This is a genomic window from Mesorhizobium helmanticense, from assembly GCF_003034915.1.
GTDB classification, from domain to species: domain Bacteria; phylum Pseudomonadota; class Alphaproteobacteria; order Rhizobiales; family Rhizobiaceae; genus Mesorhizobium; species Mesorhizobium helmanticense.
Window position 1 is genome coordinate 80648 of sequence record NZ_PZJX01000047.1, and the last position, 22991, is coordinate 103638.

General features: G+C 64.4%; 24 protein-coding genes. 7 read left to right on the plus strand and 17 right to left on the minus strand.

The features are described 5' to 3' along the window. Positions 1 to 18 precede the first annotated feature (18 nt). Positions 19 to 1563, plus strand: coding sequence for a pyridoxal phosphate-dependent decarboxylase family protein (locus C9427_RS25630; RefSeq protein ID WP_107651862.1), 1545 nt, complete (start codon positions 19 to 21; stop codon positions 1561 to 1563). Between the two features lie 94 nt (positions 1564 to 1657). Here C9427_RS25630 and C9427_RS25635 read toward each other — a convergent pair whose 3' ends face one another. The 8 genes from C9427_RS25635 to C9427_RS34195 all read right to left on the minus strand — a co-directional run bounded on the left by C9427_RS25635 (position 1658) and on the right by C9427_RS34195 (position 11226). Continuing rightward, a complete protein-coding gene (locus C9427_RS25635) occupies positions 1658 to 3298 on the minus strand; it encodes an ABC transporter substrate-binding protein (protein ID WP_107651863.1) in 1641 nt (546 codons plus the stop codon). Positions 3299 to 3456: 158 nt separating this feature from the next. Beyond that, a complete protein-coding gene (locus C9427_RS25640; RefSeq protein WP_107651985.1) occupies positions 3457 to 4428 on the minus strand; it encodes an alpha/beta hydrolase in 972 nt (323 codons plus the stop codon). Positions 4429 to 4451: 23 nt separating this feature from the next. After that, positions 4452 to 5132 (minus strand): isochorismatase family protein, encoded by a 681-nt coding sequence (locus tag C9427_RS25645; RefSeq protein ID WP_107651864.1) that lies wholly within the window; start codon positions 5130 to 5132, stop codon positions 4452 to 4454. Positions 5133 to 5343: 211 nt separating this feature from the next. Continuing rightward, complete coding sequence (locus C9427_RS25655) at positions 5344 to 6648, minus strand: M24 family metallopeptidase (RefSeq protein WP_107651865.1); 1305 nt, start codon at positions 6646 to 6648, stop codon at positions 5344 to 5346. A 285-nt stretch (positions 6649 to 6933) separates the two neighbouring features. Then, positions 6934 to 7911 (minus strand): GlxA family transcriptional regulator, encoded by a 978-nt coding sequence (locus C9427_RS25665; protein WP_107651866.1) that lies wholly within the window; start codon positions 7909 to 7911, stop codon positions 6934 to 6936. Positions 7912 to 8254: 343 nt separating this feature from the next. Then, positions 8255 to 9436: a trans-sulfuration enzyme family protein gene (locus C9427_RS25670; RefSeq protein ID WP_107651867.1), complete on the minus strand. Its 1182-nt coding sequence runs from the start codon at positions 9434 to 9436 to the stop codon at positions 8255 to 8257. Next, entirely contained in the window at positions 9433 to 10857 is a 1425-nt protein-coding gene (locus C9427_RS25675; RefSeq protein ID WP_107651868.1) for a pyridoxal-phosphate dependent enzyme, read from the minus strand. Before C9427_RS25675 ends, C9427_RS25670 begins: the two co-directional genes overlap by 4 nt. A gap of 189 nt (positions 10858 to 11046) precedes the next feature. Beyond that, positions 11047 to 11226: a hypothetical protein gene (locus C9427_RS34195; RefSeq protein WP_167434481.1), complete on the minus strand. Its 180-nt coding sequence runs from the start codon at positions 11224 to 11226 to the stop codon at positions 11047 to 11049. A 311-nt stretch (positions 11227 to 11537) separates the two neighbouring features. On the opposite strand from C9427_RS34195, the gene C9427_RS25685 reads away from it, so the two are divergent. The 4 genes from C9427_RS25685 (at position 11538) to C9427_RS25700 (ending at position 14709) form a co-directional block, all read left to right on the plus strand. Further along, on the plus strand, positions 11538 to 11897 hold the full coding sequence (locus C9427_RS25685) for a septal ring lytic transglycosylase RlpA family protein (RefSeq protein WP_107651869.1): 360 nt from the start codon (positions 11538 to 11540) through the stop codon (positions 11895 to 11897). Between the two features lie 250 nt (positions 11898 to 12147). Next, entirely contained in the window at positions 12148 to 13425 is a 1278-nt protein-coding gene (locus C9427_RS25690) for a polyhydroxyalkanoate depolymerase (RefSeq protein WP_107651870.1), read from the plus strand. Positions 13426 to 13581: 156 nt separating this feature from the next. After that, entirely contained in the window at positions 13582 to 14199 is a 618-nt protein-coding gene (locus tag C9427_RS25695; RefSeq protein WP_107651871.1) for a transglutaminase-like cysteine peptidase, read from the plus strand. A gap of 282 nt (positions 14200 to 14481) precedes the next feature. Beyond that, the gene (locus tag C9427_RS25700; protein ID WP_107651872.1) at positions 14482 to 14709 is read left to right on the plus strand and encodes a hypothetical protein; all 228 of its coding nucleotides are present in this window, start codon (positions 14482 to 14484) and stop codon (positions 14707 to 14709) included. A 72-nt stretch (positions 14710 to 14781) separates the two neighbouring features. Here C9427_RS25700 and C9427_RS25705 read toward each other — a convergent pair whose 3' ends face one another. From C9427_RS25705 to C9427_RS25720, 4 genes are all read right to left on the minus strand, one after another. After that, complete coding sequence (locus tag C9427_RS25705; protein WP_107651873.1) at positions 14782 to 15150, minus strand: helix-turn-helix domain-containing protein; 369 nt, start codon at positions 15148 to 15150, stop codon at positions 14782 to 14784. Next, a complete protein-coding gene (locus C9427_RS25710) occupies positions 15150 to 15677 on the minus strand; it encodes a Smr/MutS family protein (RefSeq protein WP_107651874.1) in 528 nt (175 codons plus the stop codon). The genes C9427_RS25705 and C9427_RS25710 overlap by 1 nt, the downstream gene beginning before the upstream one ends. After that, positions 15674 to 16825: a murein transglycosylase A gene (gene mltA, locus C9427_RS25715; RefSeq protein WP_425351679.1), complete on the minus strand. Its 1152-nt coding sequence runs from the start codon at positions 16823 to 16825 to the stop codon at positions 15674 to 15676. The genes C9427_RS25710 and mltA overlap by 4 nt, the downstream gene beginning before the upstream one ends. Positions 16826 to 16933: 108 nt before the next feature. Continuing rightward, the gene (locus tag C9427_RS25720; protein WP_107651875.1) at positions 16934 to 17641 is read right to left on the minus strand and encodes a Tim44/TimA family putative adaptor protein; all 708 of its coding nucleotides are present in this window, start codon (positions 17639 to 17641) and stop codon (positions 16934 to 16936) included. Between the two features lie 177 nt (positions 17642 to 17818). On the opposite strand from C9427_RS25720, the gene C9427_RS25725 reads away from it, so the two are divergent. Beyond that, on the plus strand, positions 17819 to 18340 hold the full coding sequence (locus tag C9427_RS25725; protein ID WP_167434482.1) for an FxsA family protein: 522 nt from the start codon (positions 17819 to 17821) through the stop codon (positions 18338 to 18340). Positions 18341 to 18434: 94 nt separating this feature from the next. Beyond that, positions 18435 to 18935 carry a protein-export chaperone SecB gene (gene secB / locus C9427_RS25730; RefSeq protein WP_097575244.1) on the plus strand — a complete coding sequence of 167 codons (501 nt, stop codon included), beginning with the start codon at positions 18435 to 18437 and terminating at the stop codon, positions 18933 to 18935. Positions 18936 to 19049: 114 nt separating this feature from the next. On the opposite strand, the gene dnaQ is transcribed toward secB, so the two are convergent. The 5 genes from dnaQ to C9427_RS25755 all read right to left on the minus strand — a co-directional run bounded on the left by dnaQ (position 19050) and on the right by C9427_RS25755 (position 22948). Continuing rightward, the gene (gene dnaQ, locus C9427_RS25735; RefSeq protein ID WP_107651876.1) at positions 19050 to 19754 is read right to left on the minus strand and encodes a DNA polymerase III subunit epsilon; all 705 of its coding nucleotides are present in this window, start codon (positions 19752 to 19754) and stop codon (positions 19050 to 19052) included. Positions 19755 to 19819: 65 nt separating this feature from the next. Beyond that, entirely contained in the window at positions 19820 to 20416 is a 597-nt protein-coding gene (gene coaE / locus C9427_RS25740) for a dephospho-CoA kinase (protein ID WP_107651877.1), read from the minus strand. Then, a complete protein-coding gene (locus tag C9427_RS25745; RefSeq protein ID WP_107651878.1) occupies positions 20413 to 21252 on the minus strand; it encodes a shikimate dehydrogenase in 840 nt (279 codons plus the stop codon). Before C9427_RS25745 ends, coaE begins: the two co-directional genes overlap by 4 nt. Then, positions 21245 to 21844: a Maf-like protein gene (locus C9427_RS25750; RefSeq protein WP_107651879.1), complete on the minus strand. Its 600-nt coding sequence runs from the start codon at positions 21842 to 21844 to the stop codon at positions 21245 to 21247. Before C9427_RS25750 ends, C9427_RS25745 begins: the two co-directional genes overlap by 8 nt. A 189-nt stretch (positions 21845 to 22033) precedes the next feature. After that, a complete protein-coding gene (locus tag C9427_RS25755; RefSeq protein WP_425351680.1) occupies positions 22034 to 22948 on the minus strand; it encodes a pyruvate, water dikinase regulatory protein in 915 nt (304 codons plus the stop codon). Positions 22949 to 22991 lie beyond the last annotated feature (43 nt).

The following is a 22991-nucleotide window of genomic DNA, read 5'->3' on the forward strand; positions in this document are numbered from 1 at the left end:
ATATAGGGAGCGACCTGCATGGACACGCCGTCTGGATTCACCGCCACGACCACCGAGGAAACGCTTGACCCCTCGGACTGGGCCGATGTGCAGGTCCTGTCGCATCGGATCGTCGACGATGCCGTCGCTTACCTGCGCGATGTCAGGGAACGGCCGGTGTGGCAGGAGATGCCTGGAGATGTGAGGGACTTCTTCACCGCGTCCCTGCCGCAATCACCAACGCCGCTGGCCGAAATCTATGGCGACGTCGTCGAGAGACTGATGGCCTATCCGATGGGCAATATCCATCCGCGCTTCTGGGCCTGGTACATGGGGTCGAGCAATTTCACCGGCGCACTCGGCGATTTCCTGGCGGCGATCCAGGGCTCCAATCTCGGCGGCGGCAACCACGCCGCCGCCCTGATGGACAGCCAGGTGGTCGACTGGGTGAAGCAGATGCTGGGCTTTCCCCAATCCGCCAGCGGCACGCTGGTCAGTGGCGGCTCGATGGCCAATATCATCGGCCTAACCGTGGCGCGCAATGCCAAGGCCGGCGTCGACGTGCGCGAATATGGCGTCTCGGCAATCGCCAAGCCGCTGCGTTTCTATGGCTCGGACCAGATCCATTCCTGCCACCGCAAGGCGATGGAAGCGCTCGGCCTCGGCAACCGGGCGCTGCGGCGCATCCCGACCGATGCCGGATTGCGGATCGACATCGACGCGTTGCGCAGGGTGATCGCCGAGGACCGCAAGGCAGGCTTCAAGCCGGCCTGCGTCATCGGCACGGCAGGCACCATCAACACCGGCGCGATCGACGATCTGCAGGGGCTGGCAAAGGTTGCGGCCGAAGAGGACCTCTGGTTCCATGTCGACGGCTGCATCGGCGCCCTGATCGCCATCGCGCCGGAAAATGCCCAGCGTGTCGCCGGCATCGAACGCGCTCACTCGATCGCGCTCGATCCGCACAAATGGCTGCACGCGCCGTTCGAGGTCGGCTGCGCCCTGGTCAGGGACGGCGCCTCGCATCGCGATACGTTTGCGGTGACGCCGGAGTATCTGGAATCGACGCCACGCGGGCTCGCCTCCGGACAATGGCTGCATGATTACGGCCTGCAGACGTCGCGCGGTTTTCGCGCGCTGAAAGTATGGATGGCGTTGAGGGAGCACGGCGTCGAGAAATTCGGCCGGCTGATCGACCAGAACATCGCCCAGGGCCACACGCTCGCCGGGCTGATCGAGGCCGAGCCGACGCTCGAGTTGACGGCGCCGACCAGCATCAACATCGTCTGCTTTCGCTATCGCGGCGACGGGCTGGCTGGCGACGAGTTGACAGGCGAGGCGCTGAAGGCGCTCAACACCGAGATCATGCTGAGGCTGCAGGAAGAAGGCATCGCCGTCCTCTCGGACACGACGGTGCATGGCCAGCATTGCCTCAGGGTGGCGATCAACAACCACCGCACCCGGCGCGAGGATCTGGACCTGCTGGTGCGGGAAACGGTTCGACTTGGGCGGGAGATTTCGAACTCGGGCGTGGCTCTCCCTTCTCCCCTTATGGGAGAAGGTGGACGCGAAGCGGCCGGATGAGGGGTGTTCCAGCTTGGCACCGATCGCATCGTCCAGCACCCCTCAACCGTCTTGGCGCTGCGCGCCACAAGGGGAGAAGGAATAAAGAGCGCAATCACGCCTCAATCCAGACCTTCTCGAAATGCTGCTCGAGCGACTGGTGCTGCTCGCAGCCATGCACGCCCTTGCGATAGGTGCGGAAGACCGAGCGCCAGTAGGGCTGGATGATGATGCCGGAATCGCGCAGGTTCTGCTCGATCCTGGCCATGATCTCCTTGCGGGCGGCGGCATCGGGGGTGGCCAGCGCCTTGTCGAGCAAAGTGTCGAATTCCGGATTGGCGTAGGCGCTTTCGTTCCAGGCGGCGCCTGATTTATAGGCGAGCGCCAGCACCTGGACGCCGAGCGGCCGGCCGAGCCATTCGGTGCAGGAGAAGGGATATTTGCTCCAGTCGTTCCAGAAGGTCGCCGCCGGCAGCACGGTGCGCTTGACCTTCAGCCCGGCCTCGCGCATCTGCGCGGCAATCGCATCGCCGCTCGTCTTCTGCCAGTCGACATCGACCGAGATGAGATCGAATTCATGATCGGCCTTGCCGGCCTCGTCGAGCAGCTTCTTGGCCTCGTCGACCTTGCGCACGGCCGGGCCGATATCGGCATATTCGGCGTGCATCGGCCCGACATGGTGGTTTTCGGCCGGCTTGCCCCGATTGTCGATGCCAAGCATCAGCACCGCTGAATTGTCGACCGCGAGCTGGGCGGCGCGCCGCACCTTGACGTCATCATAGGGCGGATTGCCGACATTGAAGCGCGCAACCAGGGTCGAGCCGGTGGCGAGTTCCGAATTCTCGAGCTCCATCTGTTCGGTCTGCGACACCGTATCGGCGGCGGTTTCGTGGTTGGTGTCGATCTCGCCCGATTCGAAGGCTGACAGCATGGCATTGGGATCGGAGCCGTAGTCGACCCATTTGATGCCGTCGAGGTAGAAGTCGCCCTTCCACCACGGCTTGTCCTTGCGGCGGACCTCGGCGCCGGTCTCGGCGTCCCATGACACCAGTTCGCAAGGCCCGGTGGTGATCGCCAGCGCCTTCAGCGGATCGTCGCCACCCTCGTAGGAGCGATGCATGATCAGTCCGGGATAGTCGGCCACACCGGCAATCAGCGAAATGTCGGGCTTCGGCAAATTGAGCTTGATGGTGAAGTCGTCGACACGCTCGATGCCGCCATCGACGGCTTTCTTGGTGTCGGGGTTGATCAGCGCGCCCAGTCGCGCGGCGACCGAATTGCCGGCGACGGAAGCATCGCACCAGCGCGTGAGATTATGGACGACATCGTCGGCGTTGAAGGTGTCGCCGTTCGACCAGGTGATGCCCTTGCGAACATGCAGCGTCAGCGTCTTGGCATCGTCGCTGGTCTCCCAGCTCTCGAGCAGCCATGGCTCGAAGGTGAAATCACGGTTCCAGCGGACCAGATATTCGTTGCACTGGCGGGCGATGTTGGACATTTCGACGCCGTCGAAAGTGCGCGGATCCTTGAAGCCCTTGACGTTCATGGCGACGCGCAGCACGCCGCCGCGCTTCGGCTCCTCGGCCCTGGCCGGAGATGGCGCCAGGCCGCCCAGCGCCAGCGCGCCGGCGGCGCTGACGCCAAGGGCTGCCATGGTGGCGAGATATTCGCGCCGGTTCATCTGGCCCTTCTTGAACCCGTCGGCGACGGGTTCGGCCTGCGGATGCAATGATCTGCCGGTCAACATGAACTTCATTGTCGTTCCCCTGTTGTTGGGCGCCCCGGCCGACCGGCAGACGCGGGGGACGGGTGCGATCGCCGGAGCGCCATTGCCTCGGAGGGGATGATAGGGCGGGCTGCCGCAAGGGAGTGTTCGGACTTCCGCAGTTCTTGTGCGCCGTTCCGCAAGCGCGCTCAGTACGGCCAGTCGCCTTTGCCGAGCGCGGCGATGGCCGCGATGATGCGGGCAAAGGCTTCGCCGGCCCGGGGCACGATCTTGCGGGCGCGCAGGAAACTGTGCACCAGGCGCGGCTCCTCGCGCCACCAGGCGCGGCCGCCGGCGGCTAGGATACGGTCGCGATAGACCTGGCCGTCAGACGATAGCGGATCACATTCGGCGGTGAGGATGAAGGTCGGCGGCAGGCCGGAGAAATTGCTGTCTCGGAGCGGCGAAAAGGTCGGATCATCGGGCGACTGCGTCTTGCCGGAGCGGACGTTGCGGTAGAACTCGATATCGCCCAGCGTCAGCAGCGGCGCTTCGGCATGCTCGACATAGGAGCCGGCGCTCTCGTCACCGCCGAGGCCGGGATAGATCAGCACCTGGCCGATCGCGGGGCGAGGGTGGTTGCGCGAGGCCTGCGCCACTCCTGCGGCAAGATTGCCGCCGGCGCTTTCGCCGCAGAGCACGATCGGCAGATCTGACGTCGCAGTGGCCCATTCGAACACGGTGAGTGCGTCGTCGAAGGCGGCCGGATGCAAATGCTCGGGCCCCAGCCGGTAGTCGACTGAGAGAACGTCAAAACCGGTGCCGGCGCAGATCTCGGCGCAGATGTCGTCGTGGCTGTCGAGCCCGCCGAGGATGAAGCCGCCGCCGTGATAATAGACGACGATCGCCTGTGGCGTCCCGCCCGCCATCCGGTAGCGCCGAACCGGAATGGTATGGTCGCCGGCGGCAACCGTGCTGTCGCTGGCCTCGACCCCGGCCGGGTAGGCCTCACGGAACGCCCGGCACATCGCGTCATAAACCGCGCGCTGCCTGTCGATCGGCAGGCCGGAAATCTCGGGCGGGTACCAGCCATTGACCCGGTCAATGTAGTCCCAGAGCTCGGGATCAAGCCGGGTGGCGTATTTCCCTCGGCTGGTCTTTCCGGGGCGCTCGACATCCATGGCCATCGCGGTCCGCACCAGAGTCAAAGCTCGCCGTAGAGCCGGGCCACATTTTCGTAGGTGAAGCGCAGAGGCACCGAGCCTTCGACCTGCCAGGCGGTTACGCTTTCGCCGGCAAGCAGCCGGCAGGCGCCGTCAGTGTCGGTGACCGCGCCGCCATAGAGCCGGTTGGCAAGGTTGAGGATGGCGGTCTGGTGCATGGCGGCGCTGCCGCTGCCGCAGGCGTCCTTGACCAGGAGCACGCGAAAGCCCGATGCGACCGCATCCCTGACGGTGGCGTCGATGCAGGCCTCGGTCCAGACCCCGGCAACGACCAGCCATTCGATGCCGCGCGCCTTGAGCTCGCCCGCGGCGGGGCCGCTGCGGAAGGCGCTGGCCTCGGCCTTGATCCGCAAGGTTTCGCTATCTATTGGCGCGACCTCGTGACAGATCGCGGTCAACGGGTCGTCCTTATCGGAGAAGGCCGACTTGCCATCGGCCTCGACCGGGTGGAACGGCCGGTCCTGGGCGTCGAGATCGACGATATAGGCCCAGTGCCAGAGCGGCACGCCGCTCGCCCGCGCCGCCGCCTGCAGGCGCTGGACATTGGCCAGGATTTTTTCATAGCCGTCGACGAGATAGCGCTGGTCCTGCCGGTGCTCCTCCTGCAGGTCGATGAAGATGGCGGCCACGGCGCCGCGTTTGATGGCGATGGGCGTTTTCATGCGGATGCCTGAACTTCGTCATTCCAGGGCGAAGCAGCCGCGAAGCGGCGTCGCGAAGACCCTGGAATCCATGCCGTTACCTCTAGCGAAGACTGCAGCGGAACAGAATTCTGCACCGTCGGAAAGCCGAAATGTAACGGCATGGATCCTGGGGTCTGCGCTGCGTCGCTGCGCTCCTTGCTGCGCCCCAGGATGACGAAGCGATGGGGCGTCAAACCTGTTTCTCCAGAAAATCGTCCTCATAGGGGAAGCGCGACAGAAGTTCGGTGCCGGTCTCGGTGATCAGGATCTCGTCCTCCAGCTTGACACCTTCGCGGCCGCCCTTCTCACCGATATAGCTCTCGACGCTGACCACCATGCCGGGAACGATGATACCATCGCGGCCATAGGTCTCGTAGTCCATGGCATGGGCAATGAACGGCGTCTCGCCATGCATGCCGACACCATGCATGACGGAAGTATAGCGCTGGTCGACAAAACGATCGGGGATCTTCCAGGCCTTTTCGGCGATCTCGCGAAACGCCATGCCAGGCCTGACGACCCCGATATTGTGCTGAACCTGGTCATGCGCCATGCGGTAGAGCGATTTCTGATAATCGGTCGGCTTGCCCGGCCCGCAACGGAAGGTGCGCGAGAAGTCCGAATAATAGCCGTAGCAGCCGATCGTGTCGGTATCGAGCGCCAGAAGTTCGCCCGGCCTGATCTTGCGGCCGCTCGCCTCGTTGAACCAGGGATTGGTGCGCTGGCCGGAGGTGAGCAGCCGGGTTTCGATGAACTCGCCGCCCTGGCGGATCACCTCGCCATACATGATGGCGAACAGGTCGTTTTCGGACACGCCGGGCTTGATCGCCTCGCGCACTGCATAGACGGCGGCTTCCGCACCTGCCATCGACACTTGCAGGCATTTCACTTCCTCCGGCGTCTTGACGGCGCGCACCGCCAGGATTTCGCCCTGGCAATCCCTGACCTCGCAGCCGCGCTTTTCCAAGGCGAGGGCCTGCAAATGGCTGCAGCGGTCGAGCCCGAGCTTCATCGAACCGCCGCCGTGCTGCTTCAGGAGTTCGGTGATCTCATCGGCGAAGGGACCGGCGGTTTCGTCGTCGCGGCCCGATACGGAAGACCAGACCAGCTTGGAGGGCCGCGCCTCGTCGATCGTGTCGAGCACCATGGATACATGGTAGCTCTGCGGATATTCGAACAGCACGATCGGCCCTTCAGTGGGGATGAAGAAGTAGCGCGTCGAGTTGCGCAGGAAATAGCCGAACATGTTCCGCGAGCCAGTGGCGTAGCGCTGGTTATAGGGGTCGAACAGGACGACACCGCCATAGCCGGCCTCGCGCATCCAGGCGCGCAGCCTGGCGAGCCGCCCCTTGCGCAGCGCGTCGGCGTCGATGAAGGACGGTTCGGTGTCGGACAGCCACATGCCGCCGGCGGGGTCGGCCGCAGCGGGGTGGCGCATACGGTCCTTGAAATCCACATCCTCGGTGCTGTCGGGGTCGAAAACGACGATGCTCATGGGCGCCTCCTGGAAAGGCAGACCATGGCGCAAACGACGTACCGGCATTGTGCGGAAAACCGCAAATGTCGTGCCGGATGCCGTAGACAGGTTGGCGGGACAGCACCCCCCTCTGGCCTGCCGGCCATCTCCCCCTCAAGGGGGGAGATGGCAGCTTCGCACGCAGCGCTCACTCAGCAACCTTGGAGATTGGCGAAAGCTGAAGTGACGTCCAATCTCCCCCCTTGAGGGGGAGATGCCCGGCAGGGCAGAGGGGGGTGCTGTCCCGCCGACGTCTCGCAAGACCTAATGCCGCCGCATAACCTTCGGCGCATGCCCATGCTCCTCACGAAACGCCCGCGCAAAGCTCGACATCGAGGCAAAACCGCAGGCCAGCGCCACGTCGCGCACCATCAGCTTGGAGTGCGCCAGGAGATCGGCGGCGCGCTTCAGCCTGAGGCGGCGGTAGTAGCCGTTGGGCGAGATGCTGAGCTCAGCGCGGAAATTCCGCTCGAGCTTGTCGGAGGAGACGCCGAGCCTGGCGGCAAGGTCGGTCATGCCGAGCCGCTCCTCCACCGCATCCTCCATGATGGCGATGGCCGAGAGCACCAGCTCGTTCCGGACGCCGGTGCGCAAGCGCAGTGGCATCATCTTGCGGTCGACGCTCGAGCGAAGCGGGCTGTGCACGAACCATTCGGCGATGCCGGCGGCAAGCTCGGCGCCATAGTCCGACGCGACGATCTCCAGCATCATGTCGAGGCTGCCGACGCCGCCGGCCGAGGTGAAGCGCTTGCGGTCGATGACATAGAGATCGCGCCTGAGCTCGATATTGGGAAAGGCCTCGGTGAAGGCGGCCTGGCTGGTCCAGTGCAAGGTGCAGGCATGGCCGTCGAGCAGACCGGCTCGGGCGAGAAAGAACGCGGCATCGGCCACCGCGCCGATATGGGCGCCGCCGCGCAGGCTCCTGCGGATCCAGCTCACCGCGTCCTCGGCGACGAGATGATCGGCGTCGCCGCCCGAGCAGACGACGATGCGGTCGACCTTCGGCGCAGCGCCGGCGAAGAAGCCGGGCTGGATGACGACGCCGTTCGAAGCCTCGACCGCGCCGCTGTCGGCGCCGACGATGATCCAGCGATAGCAATTCTTCTTCGCCAGCACATTGGCGGCGCGCAACGGCTCAATGACCGAGCTGAACGCCATCATCGGAAAGCCGGGGAAGACGAGCACGGCGAAGGTGAGGGGGGCTTCGTTTGCCGCAGGCTGGGTGCGTTGTCGGTTGTTCATAGCTTCCGGAACCAGGAGGATCGGCTCACTACAATTCAGGCAGATGCGGCTTGGGTCAACCGAGTGGTGGCGGATCCATGTCGGGAGGCGTCTGCGCTGCCCCCTCTCCGGCCGCTGCGCGGCCACCTCTCCCCCATTCCATGGGGGCGAGGAAAACGCCAACCGCCGAGGTCGCGGCTTGAAAAGCTTGGGTTCCTCGCCCCCATAAAGTGGGGGAGAGGTGGCTCGGCGAAGCCGAGACGGAGAGGGGGAGCGCCATATGCGATAACCCTGCCCGCGCGGGGAGAAGTGCCCGGCAGGGCGATGAGGGGCGGCGCCAGCTTCGACAGCCAATTGGCGCCTTCTAACCCCTCAGCGCCTGATCCAAATCCGCAATCAAATCATCACCATCCTCGATCCCCGCCGACAGGCGCACCAGCGAATCCGAAATCCCGATCTCCGCCCGCTTCCCGGCCGGGATCGACCCGTGCGTCATCAGCGCCGGGTGCTCGATCAGGCTTTCGACGCCGCCGAGGCTTTCGGCCAGGGTGAACAGCTGCGTGCGTTCGAGAAACTTTTTTGTGCCCGCCAAGTCGCGGTCGAGGTCGACGGAGATCATGCCGCCGAAGGCGTGCATCTGCTGGACGGCGATGGCGTGCTGCGGGTGGCTGGCGAGACCGGGATAGATGACGCGGCGCACATCCTTGCGGGTCTCCAGCCACTGCGCGATCTTCAGGCCGTTCGTGGAATGGCGCTCCATCCTGAGCGCCAGCGTCTTGATGCCGCGCAGCGCCAGAAAGCTGTCGAACGGGCCTGATATGGCGCCGACGGCGTTCTGCAGGAATTTCAACCGGTCGGCCAGATCCTTGTTGTCGCCGACCACGGCGACGCCGCCGACCATGTCGGAATGGCCGTTGAGGTATTTGGTCGTCGAGTGGACGACAATGTCGATGCCGAGCTCCAGCGGCCGTTGCAGATAGGGACTGCAAAAGGTATTGTCGGCGACCGAGACAAGGTTTTTGCGCTTGGCCAGCGCGGCGACACCTTCGAGGTCGACGATGCGCAGCAGCGGGTTGGTCGGCGTCTCGACCCAGAGCAGTTTCGTCTCCGGGCGGATCGCCGCCTCGACCGCGGCAAGGTCGGTGAAGTCGACGAAGCTGACCTGCAAATTGGCGGAGCGCTTGCGCACCCGCTCCATCAGGCGGAAGGAGCCGCCATAGATATCGTCGGTGGCGACGACATGGGCGCCGGAATCGAACAGTTCGAGCACCGTGGCGATCGCCGCCAGCCCGGAAGCGAAGGCGAAGGCGGCGGTGCCGCTTTCGAGATCGGCCACCGCGCGCTCGAAGGCGAAACGGGTCGGGTTCTGGCTGCGGGCATATTCAAAACCCTTGTGCACGCCGGGCGACTGCTGGCCATAGGTCGAGGTGGCGTAGATCGGCACCATCACCGCGCCGGTCAGCGGGTCGTGGGTCTGGCCGCCATGGATGGTGCGCGTCGAAAAGGCCAGGCGGTTCTTGCCCGATACGGTTGCTTTGATGGTCATCGAGCGCGCCTCAAATGGTTGATCAGGTCGATGCGGGTTATCAGGCCGACGAATTCGTCGCCGTCGAAGATGATGGCGACCTCGTTGCGGTCGAAGACCGGCAGCAGCGCGTCCAGCGTCTGGCTGGCCTGCAGTGTGTGCAGATTGGAGGTCATGGCGGTGCGGACCGGGGCCTTGAAGCGGTCCCAGCGGCTGTCATAGGGGCCGTCGACATGGGCGAGGATATCGCTTTCGTCGACGATGCCGACCAGCTTGCCCTCGTCCAGCACCGGCAGTTGCGAAACGTCGGAGCGGCGCATGCGGCCATAGGCGTTGAGCAGGCTTTCTTCCGGACCGACAAACACCGTGTCGCCGGTGCGGTGCGAGCGCATCACCAGGTCGCGCAGATCGCCATGCTGCTCCTGCTCGGCCAGGCCCTGCTCGGCCAGCCAGAAATCGTCGAACACTTTCGACAGATATTTGTTGCCGCTGTCGCAGACGAAGGTGACGACGCGCTTGGGCGTCGTCTGCTCGCGGCAATAGCGCAATGCGGCCGAAAGCAGCGTGCCCGAGGACGAGCCGGCGAGGATGCCTTCCTTCGACAGCAGGTCGCGCACCGCCAGCATGCTCTGCTTGTCGGTGATGGAGTAGGCCTTTTTCACCAGCGACAGATCGGCATTGGGCGGGACGAAATCCTCGCCGATGCCTTCCACGGTCCAGCTGCCGGCCTCTTCCATCTTGCCGGTCTTGATCAGCGGCGCCAGCACCGAGCCGACCGGATCGGCCAGCACCATTTCGGTCTTCGGCGACACCTTGGCGAAGTAGCGGCCAAGCCCGGTCAGCGTGCCGCCGGAGCCGACGCCGACGACCACCGCGTCGACATCGCCTTCGAGTTGTTGAAATATCTCGGGACCAGTGGTGGTTTCGTGGGCCAGCGGATTGGCGGGGTTGGCGAACTGGTTGGCGTAGAAGGCGCCGGGCAGTTCGGCGGCGATCTTTTCGGCCATGTCCTGATAATATTCGGCATGGCCCTTGCCGACATCGGAGCGTGTCATCCGCACTTCGGCGCCGAGCGCGCGCAGATGCTGGATCTTTTCACGCGACATCTTGTCGGGCACGACCAGGATGATGCGGTAGCCCTTGGGAATGCCGACCTGGGCCAGCCCAAGGCCGGTATTGCCGGCCGTCGCCTCGACGATGGTGCCGCCGCGCTTGAGCTTGCCCTGTTTTTCGGCGGCGGCGATCATCGACACCGCGATGCGGTCCTTGATCGAGCCGCCGGGATTCTGGCTTTCGAGCTTGATGAACAGCCGGCACTTGCCGGTGTCGAATCTGGTCAGCTCGACGACCGGCGTCTGGCCGATCAGGTCGAGGACCGAGGCGTAGGGCGGCCGCAGGCGCTGCAGGCCAGCGTCGGGTGCGGCGGTCTTGTGCTCGCTCATATCAGATGCTCCGTGGTAACAGGCGAGCGACCGCCTCCGGCGAGGTGGTCAGCCTATCGTCTTTTCCAGCCGTTTGCAGTCCGAAAGAAGATAGATCGTGCCAATCGCCCGGCGAGATGCGGAATGAAATTCCGGTTGTTGGTCACGGAGCGCGGGTCAGGTACCGACTTCCTGACCGGTTCACGGGCGTCAACGATTCGCCCAGATCAGCCCCGCCAGGCCGACCAGCGCGGTGACGATACCGGCATAAAGCCATTGCGACTGGCCGGTCATGAAGCTGCCCTGGACCACGCCCATGCCTTGCAGCGACCACACCACGCCGATGGCGATCACGAGCAGCGCCAGCAGGTTCTTGATCAATCTGGTCATTATGAATCTCCTTGCCAAGTCGATCCTGGCTCTGCCGATCGCGTTCGCCATGACCGCGATGATATTCCTAAGGAAGCGATCCGAACGCGCTCGTCTACACTTATGTTCCGGCGCGCGATCTTGCTGAAGACATCTGCGATATCGATCCGGATATCAGCCAAGACTCGTGCTCCAATGACGGAAAAACTCTGACAGACTGTTTCGCAGCGACTCCAAACGTGTGCTCTTGCCACGGAACTGCCGGAGGTTTGCCGCATTTACTGCCTTATTCGCCACCTAACGGCGCGGTTCTGTCAACGGAGCCTTTCCAAATGAAGAAGAACAACAAGACCGCGCTTGTCGCGGTGACGATAGCGGCTGGCCTGATGGTCGGCGCATCCACCTCCTCCGCCGCCGCCCAGTGCGGACGTGCCTCCTGGTACGCGCTGCATTCCAAGACCGCATCCGGCGAGCGCATGAATCCCTCGGCATTGACCGCGGCGCACCGCAGCCTGCCCTTCGGCACAAGGCTGAAGGTGACCAACCGCAACAATGGCCGCAGCGTCGTCGTGCGCATCAACGATCGCGGCCCGTTCATCAAGGGGCGTGTGCTCGACCTGTCGAAGGGCGCCGCCAGCCGGCTCGGCTTCATCGGCTCGGGTCACACGTCCGTGTGCATGGCACGCGTCTGAGCCTGCCTGGAAATTCTGCTCCGGCGGAGAAGCAGAGTCCCGCCGGACACCACTCCCTGTTTTCGCAGGCGCACATTGAGCCGGCTCTGGCTGCCGAGCGCTGATTCCCAAGGCCTTGGCAGAAAGAAGTGCATAGATCACGGCGCTTGACGTATTGCATTGCAGCAATTTGTTGCTAACCTCCCCGGCAGACATTTCAGGGTTCGGCGCTGCCCGTCGTCCTCTTGGTACTGCAGCCGCGGGGTTCCCGATGTTCTACCAGCTCTATGAACTGAACCACGCCGCCCTGCAGCCGGCGCGCCTCTATGCCGATGCGGTGCGGCTGCTCTACACCAACCCGCTCAATCCGTTTTCGCACACGCATTGGGGCCGTTCGGTCGCGGCGGCGGCCGAATTGTTCGAACGCACCACGCGCCGCTACTCCAAGCCGCGCTTCGGCCTGGCGAAGACGGTCGTCGACTGGAAGAATGTCGAGGTCAGCGAAAAGACCGTCTGGTCGCGGCCTTTCTGCAATCTGGTCCGTTTCGAGCGGGCCGTTCCGGCCGGCCGCAAGCCCGATCCGAAGCTGCTGATCGTGGCGCCGATGTCCGGCCACTACGCGACGCTTCTGCGCGGCACGGTCGAGGCGATGCTGCCCCATGCCGACGTGCATATCACCGACTGGGTCGACGCCCGCATGGTGCCGCTCAGCGATGGCAGCTTCGACCTCGACGACTATATCGATTACATCGTCGACATGCTGCATGCGCTGGGGCCCGACACCCATGTCATGGCGGTGTGCCAGCCTTCCGTGCCGGTGCTGGCGGCGGTGGCGCTGATGGAGACGCGGGGCGACCCGTTCGTTCCCTCGACGATGACGCTGATGGGCGGGCCGATCGATACCCGCCGCAACCCGACCGCGGTCAACCTTCTGGCCGAGGAAAAGGGCATCGACTGGTTCCGCGACAATGTCATCCTGCAGGCGCCCTGGCCGGTGCCGGGTTTCGGCCGCGAGGTCTATCCCGGCTTCCTGCAGCTCTCGGGCTTCATGAGCATGAATCTCGACCGCCACATCATCGCCCACAAGGACTTCTTCATGCATCTGGTGAAGCATGATGGCGACAATGCCGAGAAGCACCGCGATTTCTACGACGAATATCTGGCGGTGATGGACCTGACGGCGGAGTTCTACCTGCAGACCGTCGACACCGTGTTCGTCCGCCATGCCCTGCCCAAGGGCGAGATGATGCATCGCGGCGTGGCAATCGATCCGTCCAACATCCGCAATGTCGCCCTGTTCACGGTCGAGGGCGAGAATGACGATATCTCCGGCCTCGGCCAGACGAAGGCCGCGCACGATCTGTGCGTCAACATCCCCGCCGACAGGCACGCCCACTACATGCAGCCGGCGGTCGGCCATTACGGCGTCTTCAACGGCTCGCGCTTCCGCTCCGAAATCGTGCCGCGCATCGTCGACTTCATCACCAGCTATGGCCGCCAGACCCGCGTTGCGGTGAAACCGAGGCTGGTGCGCGCCGCCAAGCGCTAGGGAAGGCGTGGTAGGCCGAAGGGGGTAGGCTGTTGCACAATAGCCGCTTTTTCGGCCCTGCCGGTAACCATGTCGAAATTCTCGCCGTTTGCATAATTGACACGGAGTGTAAATCGCCCTTAACGTTTCGTTAACAACAAGGGACGAGCGGGGACAATGATTTCCTCAAGGGTGGCGCGAAAGCTGTGCCGGTACGTCGTGGCCGGGCTGGCGATTTCGGGAGGTTGGGCGACGGCGGCTCTGGCAGCCAGTCCAATGGTGACGGGTGGCCCGACATCGCAACCGATCGGTCATTACGACTTCTGCAAGACCAGTCCGGGCGAGTGTTCGATCCGCCCGGCCGATCTCGATCCCGCCGCGATGACCAACTCGCTCTGGCGCAAGTTGATCGGCGTCAACGACAGGGTCAACGCCGCCGTCAAGCCGGAGAGCGACTACGACATCTATGGCAAGGACGAGGTCTGGGCCTATCCCGACAAGGGCGTCGGCGACTGTGAGGACTATGTCCTGGAAAAGCGCCGCGAGCTAAACCGCCTCGGCGTGTCGTTCTCCGACCTGCTGATAACCGTCGTGCGCAAGCCCGACGGCGAGGGCCACGCGGTGCTGACGGTGCGCACCACCAAGGGCGACTACGTCCTCGACAATCTGTCCACCAAGGTTCTGTCCTGGGACCAGACCGGTTACCGCTTCCTCAAACGGCAGGCGATCGACAACACCGGCCGCTGGGTCTCGATCCGTGGTGGCCAGCAGGTTCTGGTCGGCGCGGTTCAGTAGCGCGCCTCGTCATCCTGGGGCGAAGCAAGGAGCGAAGCGACGCGGCGCAGACCCTGGAATACATGCCGCGACGCCAAAACCGCTGCGGCGCAGGGACAGGCACCCGCAATCCTTCACTTCGGCATATCGCTAAAGCGCGGCGCGCTCGACCGGGCCAAGGCGATCCGTAACCCCAGCCACGCATCCCATCGCCTCCGAAAAATTTCGCGCTCTCCGTGAACCAAACCGCATTGGCCAGCGACACATGGCCGTAGACGGAAAACACAACCACGGAGAATTCAGATGACTGCACTTTTGCGAAATACAGTTCTCGCCGCCGTCGCGATATCGTCGCTGGCCGGATCCGCTTTGGCCGACCAGACCATCACCAGCTGTGGCAAGACCTCGACCAACGAGCTGTGGAGCGGCCGCTGTTGCGGTGACGGCGACTCGAACTGCCTGGGCGGTGGAAACGGCGGTCGCGACCATGGCGATCGTGGCGGCCGCGGCGGCCAGGCCGGCGCAAAGTAATCTCGCCACATGCCCGCTGGCTCCCCGCCGGCGGGCATCGCTTTATAGTGGAGCCGGCGCCCTTGGAGTAACCTACGGCCGTCGGCCGAGTGCTGCGCGGATCGATGCGGTGATACGGCGAAGCTCGGCCTCGTCCAGTTTTTCGATGTTTTCGGCCAGGAGGTTGGCAAGCTCGGTGGCGGCGGGCGTAAGGCCCGACGTGTCGAGCTTCACCCGCGGGTGCGAGCTCTCGGCCAGCCGCGCCAATTCCTCGGCATCGTCCCAGATGATGTTGAAATAGCCGATGATCTTCTGGATCAGCGTCCAGGTCGGCGCGCCGCGACGGCCATGTTCCAGCGCCGACAGATAGGCGGCGCTGACGCCGATCGCCTCGGCCATGGCCTTCTGGCTGACGCCGCGTTCACCACGCAATTGGCGCAGCTTCTCGCCGAACGGGGTCATCAGCGCACCCGCCGCAAGCGGACATAGAGTGCGCCCGAGCCGCCATGATTGCGCGCGGCATGGTCGTGGCTGGAGACGAGCGGCCTGAAGGCCGGTGTCGACAGCCAGGCCGGCACGGCGCGCCGCAAGACGCCGTCGCCGCCCGAGGACGACCCCTTGCCGGTGATGACCAGCACATAGCGGACGCCGCCGGCATGCGCCCGGTGCAGGAAGGAGAACAACAGCGAATAGGCTTCGTCCTGGGTCAGGCCATGCAGGTCGACGCGGCCTTCGATGGGCAGCCGGCCCTTGGACAGTTTGTCTAGCGTCGGTTCGTCGAGCGCGTGCGAAACATGCTGCGTTTTCGGCTTTGCGGCACCTGCCAGACTGGCGGCGGCCTGGATCGATTGCGATGGTGTCGGCCTCGCCTCAGCAGCAATTTCGGGAATATCGACGGCAAGCCTGCCCTTCAGCGGCTTGGCCGTGCGCGCCACCAGGTTCCACAGCACCCGGTCGTCCTCGCTCAGCCTGTCGTTGCGCCTGGTCATCGTGCGCGCCCAACAAGCGAGCGCGGGATCAGCGCATAAAAGTCGGCGGGGTTGCGGACGACGCCGGCGATCTCGCCGGCGGCATCGCCCGAGCCGGCGAACAGGTCGCCGCGCGCCGGTCCGGTGATGGCCGAGCCGGTGTCCTGCGCGATCATCAGCCGCCGGAACGGTTTTGCGTCGAAAGCGGTCAGCGACGGCGCGTCGATGTAGAAGGGCGTGCCGAATGTATGGAGCAGACGGTCGACCGCGACCGAACGCCCCGGCGTCAGCGGCACCTTGGCGGCGGCGATCGGGCCGAGCTCCCGGTCGTCGACGGCTGCCTCGCGGAAGAAGATATAGGAGCGGTTCTGCCACAGGATCTCGTCGACGCGGTCCGGATGCGCCTTGAACCAGGCGCGGATCGATTGCATCGTCACCTTTTCCAGCGGGATTTCGCCTGACGCACCCAGGATCTTGCCCGCTCCGGTAAAGCGCTGGCCGGATTTGGCGGCATAGGTGACGCGGCAAAGCCGGCCGTCGGTCATTTTCAGCCGTGCGGATCCTTGCACATGGATGAAGAAAGCGTCGACCTTGTCGGCGAGCCAGGCGATTTCCAGGGCCTTGCCATCCAGCGCACCGCGTTCGATCTCGCCACGGTCGAAATATTCGACCGGTCCGTCCGGCGTGTCGCGGCCGAAGGCGAGATAGGGATCCATGCCGGAGGGCCGGTTGGCGTCGTCGATGTCGATGAGATCGGCCGGGCGGGACAGCAGCGGCACGACAAATCGCCCGGTGCGGACCGGCGAGGCTTCGACCACGGGTTCGTAGAAGCCGGTGACGAGGCCGGCGCCGCCATCCTCGGCCCGGATATGCGCGGGAACAAAATGGCGCTCGAAGAAGTCCCGCGCCTCCTTCCGATCCAAAGATGGCAACCGATTCGCCAACGAAACGGTGCGCGCTTCCGCATAGGCCTGGGCAAAGGCGCTGAAATCGACGCCGAGGGCGCCGGAGCGATAGGGCCTGGTCAGGACATGGAAGGCAGAACGGCGAAAGGCAGCAAAGGCTTGGAGATGATCGTCTTCGGCCCAGCCGGGCAGCTCATCGAACGTTTTTTGGCTGAAAGCCTGAGATAGCGACACGACAGGCCTCGCAGCCGACCTCTCATGCATGTCGTCATCCCAAAACCGAAGCGCACCTTTGGGCGACATGCTTCTTTGCTTGATGCATGTCGTTAACCCCAAAAACCGCTGCGCACTTTTGGGCGACATGCATTGGAATCAATCTTCTTCTTCGGTGGCGACGAGCTTCCAGTTCGGGTCGCGCGAGCGCGTGTCGCGGGCGAAGGTCCAGACATCCTTGACCTCGGCGACGGTCTCGGGATCGCCGTCGACAACCGCGCCGGCCTTGTCGCGGGTCGCCGAAATCAGTTCGCTGACGATGCGCAGCGTAATATGCGCTTCGCCGCCCTTCATCTCGGCCGAAACGATGTCGGCCTTGTTGATGCCGACGAAGGAGGACTGGATCTTTTCCGATTTCGCCTCGCGCTCGCCGATGGCCGCGACAAAACCGTCATAGACCTCGCGCGACAACAGGTTCTTCAGCGTCTTGCGGTCGCCGTCGGCATAGGCCATGACGATCATCTCATAGGCCATCTTGGCGCCGTCGACGAAGGTCTTCGGCTCGAACGTCGGATCATTGTCCTTGATCGCGCGCAGGCCCTTGTTGAGATCGGTGTCGGGCTTGGCGAAGGCGTCGATCGCGGCATAGATGTCGTCCGCCGGCTCTCCCGGCGCCCGCTTGCGCGGCAGCGAGACCACGTTCTCGGGCTTCTTGGCAGCGTCCTTGTCGCCCGTGCGGCTTGCCGTATAGGGATCGAAAGGCGGGCGCTCGCTGCCGGTGCGGCGGCCGAGCACATTGCGCAGCTGGAAAAAGATCACCACCGCCGCGATCAGAAAGAAAATCGTGCCGAAGTCGAAGAATCCCATATCTTCCGCCAATCAATCCCTACTCCGGCCGGACCGCGCGCCAAGCAAGAGCGGCGGTCGCATAGCGTTCAACATCCAAAGCATATAGAACGCAAGCTGCAATCATTCAAATCAAAGGCAGGCATACCTATCTAAATGGCCCACTGCCAGCGGCGATTGCCCGCCGGCCGGCAAAACATGGAAACGATCGGTCACGACTTGCGCATTTCGCTGCTTCCCCTCTTCCTGCTTGCGCTCCCTCTGCTGGAGATCGCTGGCTTCGTCGTAGTCGGCCGCCAGGTCGGCGCGCTGGCGACGGTCGGGCTGGTGCTGGCTTCGAGCGTGGCGGGCATGCTGCTGCTCCGACACCAGGGGTTTGGCGTCATGGCGCGCGTGCGCGCCGAAATGGACGCCGGACGCGACCCAAGCCGCCAGCTCGCGCATGGCGCCATGATCGTGCTGGCCGCCATCCTGCTCATCATCCCCGGCTTCATCACCGATATTTTCGCCATTCTGCTGCTGCTGCCAATGGTTCGCGATCTCGCCTGGCGGCTGCTGAAAGGCCGCATCGTGGTGGCCACCGATTTCGGCGCCGGCGGGTTCCGGCCCCGGCCCCGCGACAAGGTCATCGATCTGGACGATGGCGATTATTCGCGCGGCGACGATTACACCCGTGGCCCCGATCACAATTCTCCGTGGCGCCGCCTCAAGGACGAATAGCGCCTGCAAAACTTGTCTTGTCATGCCGGCCATGGTAGCGAACGCCCGATTTCAATCCGGCGGCAATGCCGCCGAGGCAAAAGGACAACGGCTAATGGCCAGCAATGACGACGCGCCGACCGGCGCGGCCAATGGCAATGGCAACACGGCGCAGCCCTCGCTCAACGTACTCGCCCAGTATGTGAAGGATCTTTCCTTCGAAAGCCCCGGCGCGCCGAACTCGCTGCGCGGCCGCGACAAGGCCCCCGGCATCGCCATCAACGTCAATGTCAACGCCAACCCGCTTTCCGACAAGCAGTTCGACGTCAACCTGACACTGAACGCCAAGGCGTCCTTCGACCAGGAAGTGCTGTTCAATGTCGAGCTGGTCTATGGCGGCGTGTTCGCCATCAGCGGCTTCCCACAGGAACATATGCTGCCGATCCTGTTCATCGAATGCCCGCGGCTGCTTTTCCCGTTCGCCAGGCAGATCATCGCCGAGGCGACGCGCAATGGCGGCTTCCCGCCGCTGATGCTCGACCCGATCGATTTCGCGCAGATGTTCCAGCAGAAGCTGGCCGAAGACCAGGCCGCCGGCAAGGTCCAGGTAAGCTGAGGCTGATTGCCCGGTAGCTTTTGAAAAGCCCGGCTTCGCGCCGGGCTTTTTGTTGTCTGGATTGCGCACCAACGTTCGAGACTAGCCGAAACGATCCTCGCTTCGTCGTGCCGCCTACCCCGCCGCAACCCTCAACCACAGCGCCTTTTCGCCCAGCGAACCCACCATCCCGGCATGGGCGGCGCGCTCGGCGTCGGTCAGGCGCGGCGGCAGGGCGGTCGGCCTGGCGGCAATGGAGATGTCGATGTCGGCGACCTCGCCCGCACCGTTGACCTGCACCGCCACGCTATCCAGGATGAGTGCTGCCTGCTTGCCGCCGATGAGCTCGATATAGACCTCGGCCAGCAATTCCGAATCGAGCAGCGCGCCGTGCTTGGTGCGGCGGCCATTGTCGATGCCGTAGCGCCGGCACAGCGCGTCCAGCGAATTGGGACCCATCGGATGCCTGCGGCGCGCCAGCGCCAGCGTGTCGACGACAAGACCCGGATCGATGGCCGGGTGGCCGAGCCGGCCGAATTCGAGGTTGAGGAAGCCGATATCGAACGTCGCATTGTGGGCGACCAGCCTGGCGCCGTCGATGAAGGCGAGAAATTCCTCGGCGATGTCGCTGAAGGTCGGCTTGCCGACGAGGTCGGCGGCGCTGATGCCGTGCACGGCCTGCGCCTCCGCATGGATCGGGCGGCCTTGCGGATTGATATAATGATGGAAGGTGCGGCCGGTCGGAAAGCGGTTGACCAGCTCGACGCCGCCGAGCTCGATGACGCGGTCCTCGCGGGAATCGAGACCGGTGGTTTCCGTATCGAAGATGATCTCGCGCATCGAATCAGTCCGTCCTGAACGAGCAGATCATACACCAGAACAAAATGGCAATGGAAAAGCTGGCGTCAGGCGCCCGACTTATCCCCGGTCAGTTCGGCGATAATCGCATTCACCGACGCCCGCGCGACGTCAAAGCCCTGGCTGGTATCGACGATGAAATCGGCCTGCCGACGTTTTTCGGCGTCGGGAACCTGCCTGGCCAGGATCGCCGCCAGCTTGGCCTCGCTCATGCCCGGCCGCGCCAGAACGCGGGCGCGCTGGATGTCGGCCGGCGCGGTGACGACCACCACCTTGTCGACCCTGCCCCGCCCGCCCGTCTCGAACAGCAGCGGGATATCGAGAACCACAAGCGGCGCGCCGGCGGCGCGATTCCTGGCCAGAAAGGCATCGGCATCGGCCCGCACCAGCGGATGGATGATCGCTTCCAGCCGTTTCAGCGCCGCTGCATCGCCGAGCACGGGCCCGGCCAGCTTCGCGCGGTCGACCGCACCGGAAACCGTGGTGCCGGGAAAGGCGGCCTCAACCAGCGGCGCGGCCTTGCCGGCATAGAGCCGGTGCACCGCCTCGTCGGAATCATGGACGGGCACGCCCGCCTCGGCAAACATCTTTGCCGTCGTCGATTTGCCCATGCCGATCGATCCGGTGAGACCGAGCACGATCATTTGGCACCGATATCGGCCAGGATCATCCGCCTGAGTTCGGCGGTGACTTCAGGCCGCACGCCGAACCAGCGCTCGAAGCCGGGCACGGCCTGGTGCAGCAGCATGCCGAGCCCGTCGACCGTCTTCAGGCCGCGCGCCCGGGCGGCAGCCAGAAGCGGCGTCTCCAGCGGCACATAGACGAGGTCGGTGACCAGCGCATGGGCCGGCAATCCCGCCGGGTCGGCGGAAAGGCCTTCATTGCCATGCATGCCGAGCGCGGTGGTGTTGATGAGCAGGCCGGCATCGGCCAGCAACTCGCCTGTCGCCGCCACGCCATGCGCGGACACGCTGCTGCCGAAGCGATGGCTGAGCTCCTCAGCCCTCGCCAGCGTCCGGTTGACGATGCGGATGTCGCTGACGCCGCGCTCGATCAGAGCGTGGATGACCGCACGCGACGCGCCGCCGGCGCCGAGCACCACGGCCGGGCCATTGGAAGCCCAGCCCGGCGCGTGCTCGTCGAGATTGGCGGCAAAGCCGTGGCCGTCGGTATTGCCGCCCCACAGGGCGCCGTCCTCGAACCACAGCGTGTTGACCGCGCCGATCGCATCGGCCGCATCGTCGCGACGCGAGACAAGAGCAAAGGCCGCCTCCTTGTGCGGAATGGTGACGTTGCCGCCCCGGTAGCCGTTTGCCGCGAGTGTTTGCACGAATTCGGCAAAGTCATACGGCGCGACATCGATCGCCCGGTAGCTGCCGTCGATGCCGTATTTGGCCAGCCAATGGCCATGGATCTTCGGCGACCGCGAATGCGCGATCGGATGGCCGGTGACGAAGGCTTTTTTTGACCCTTCAGCCATCGATGGCTCCGAGCTCGCGCAGCTTCGCCAGCACCGGCAACAGCGGCAGGCCTACTATGGTGAAGTAATCGCCCTCGATTTTTTCGAAAAGCTGGATGCCCTCGCCCTCGATCTGATAGGCGCCGACACTGGCCAGCGCCTTGGCGCCGACGCGCGCCAGATGGCGGCCGATGAAGGCCGGATCGAGTTTTCGCATGGTCAGGCTGGCGACACCGACATGGCGCCACAGAATATCGCCGTCACGGGCAAGCACCGCGGCGCTGTTCAACTGATGGGTCTTGCCCGACAGCGCCAGGAGATGGCGGCGCGCGCCCTCCATATCGGCCGGCTTGTGGAACAGTTCGTCGCCCAGCGACAGCGTCTGGTCGCAGCCGAGCACCAGGGCGCCGGGCCTGCGCTCGCTGACCTCGGTGGCCTTGGCTTCGGCGAGCACCAGGGCGACATCCTCCGGCGAAATGCCGCTGTCCTGCAACGGCGCTTCCACCGCCCGCTCATCGACCTCTGCCGGGACCGCCTCGATGGCAACGCCGGCATTGACGAGCATAGCCTTGCGGAACGGACTGCCCGAAGCGAGGATGATTGTTTCGGTCATTTTTTCGCCCGATCTTTCCTTCTCCCCTTGTGGGAGAAGGTGGATTGGCGCGCAGCGCCAAGACGGTTGAGGGGTGCTGGACGGAGCGATCGGTGTCAAGCTGGAACACCCCTCATCCGACCGCTTCGCGGCCACCTTCTCCCACAAGGGGAGAAGGAAAGAGCCGCCCACAGCACAAGCGCTCGAATCCTATCTGTTCTTCCCGCGCAGGGCAACGATGGCAGCGGCCGTTTCCTCGATCGAGCGGCGGCTGACATCTATCATCGGCCAGCCATGCCGGGTGCAGATCTGGCGGGCATAGGCAAGCTCCTCGTTGATCGCGGCGCGGTCGACATAGTCGGTCGGCTCGTAGGAAGTGGTGTTGGACAGGATGCGGTTCTGGCGAACCTGCGAGATGCGCTCGGCGGTAGCGATCAGCCCGACGATCAGCGGCGTCCTGGCATTGACCAGGCTTTCCGGCACCGGCACGCCAAGCACGATCGGAATGTTGGCGGTCTTGATGCCGCGATTGGCGAGATAGATGCTGGTCGGCGTCTTGGAAGTGCGTGAGATGCCTATCAGCACGATGTCGGCATCATCCATATTGGCCGGCAGCTGGCCGTCATCATGCTCCATGGTGAAGTTGAGCGCATCGATGCGGCGGAAATAGTCGGCGTCGAGAACATGCTGGGCGCCGACGCGGCGGCCGGCCGGGGTGCCGAGATAGGATTGGAACACGGTCAGCACCGGCTCCAGCACCGAGACGCAAGGCAGGCCCATGGTGGCGCAGCGCTCGTCGATGCCGCGGGCGAGCTTCTGGTCGACGACGGTATAGAGGATGATGCCCGGCTCCTCCTCGATATCCTCGAACACCTTCGCCACCTGCTTTTCGGTGCGGATCAGTGGGTAGATATGCTCGATGGCGCGCGCGTCCTTATATTGCGCCGACGCGGCGCGGCCGGCGGCGAGCAGCGTTTCGCCGGTGGCATCGGAAATCAAATGGAGGTGAAAGAAGCTCTGCGGTTTGTTCACAGGGGTCATTCCAGGCTGTGGGCCGATGTGGATAAGGCTGGACGGAAAGGGCTGCCGGCCGGGGGCGACTGTATCAGATGGCAGTTTGTCCACAATTCGATGCGCTGTCGACTTCGCCGGGCCGCTGGGGACAAAT